The sequence below is a fragment of the Streptosporangium sp. NPDC000396 genome (assembly GCF_042898655.1).
In the GTDB taxonomy this organism is placed as follows: domain Bacteria; phylum Actinomycetota; class Actinomycetes; order Streptosporangiales; family Streptosporangiaceae; genus Streptosporangium.
On the sequence record NZ_JBIAZA010000094.1, the window covers coordinates 1 to 1,070 of the forward strand.

1 protein-coding gene is annotated in these 1,070 nt (G+C 75.4%); it reads left to right on the forward strand.

The genetic code is table 11. The features are described 5' to 3' along the window. Positions 1 to 1,070, forward strand: a 1,070-nt coding sequence (locus ACFY2X_RS47340) for an FGGY family carbohydrate kinase (RefSeq protein ID WP_389952063.1), incomplete at both ends; no start/stop codon positions are given.

A 1,070-nucleotide genomic window follows, 5' to 3' on the forward strand; every position in this document is an offset into this window, starting at 1 on the left:
TGCAAAGTCGTGATCCGGGACGTCGTCACCGGGCGTCTTGCCCGTTCCGGCCGGGCGGGCCACCCGCCGGGCACCGAGGTGGATCCCGCCCTGTGGTGGGAGGCGCTGCGGGAGGCGATCACCCAGGCCGGCGGGATCGACGACGTCGCGGCGATCGCGATAGCGGGCCAGCAGCACGGCCTCATCGCCCTGGACGCCGGCGGCCGCGTCATCCGGCACGCGCTGCTCTGGAACGACACCCGGTCGGCCGCCGCGGCCCGCGACCTCGTCGCCGAGATGGGCGCCGAGGCCTACGCCCGACGGACGGGAACGGTTCCGGTGGCGTCCTTCACCGCCACCAAGCTGCGCTGGCTGCGCGACCACGAACCGGGCAACGCCGCCGAGGTCGCCGCCGTGGCGTTGCCGCACGACTGGCTGACCTGGCGGCTGCGCGGCTACGGCCCGGCCGGTTCGAGCGAGCTCGGGCCGGACCTCGGCGAGCTCGTCACGGACCGATCGGACGCCAGCGGCACGGCCTACTGGAACCCGTTTACCGGACAGTACGACCTGGAGCTCTTCGAGCGGGCGCTGGGGCACGGGGCGATCCTGCCGCGGGTCCTGGGCCCGGCCGAACGCGCGGGCACGGTCGCCGGAACGGCGATCGTCGTGGGCGCGGGCGCCGGTGACAACGCCGCGGCGGCGCTCGGCCTGGGCGCGGCCCGGGGCGACGTCGTCGTGTCGATCGGCACCAGCGGCACCGTGTTCGCGGTGACCGGCCATCCCACCTGCGATGCCACCGGCACCGTCGCCGGCTTCGCGGACGCGAGCGGCCTGTTTTTGCCGCTGATCGCGACGCTGAACGCGGCCCGCGTCCTGGACGCGGTGGCGCGGGTCCTCGACGTCGACCACGACCGGCTCGGCCGGCTCGCGCTCGAGGCCCCGCCGGGCGCGCACGGGCTGGTGCTTCGGCCGTACTTCGAGGGGGAGCGCACGCCCAACCTGCCCGATGCCACGGCCACGCTGTTCGGGATGACGCTGGGGTCGACGACCCGGCCGGCCCTGGCGCGCGCGGCGATCGAGGGCATGTTGTG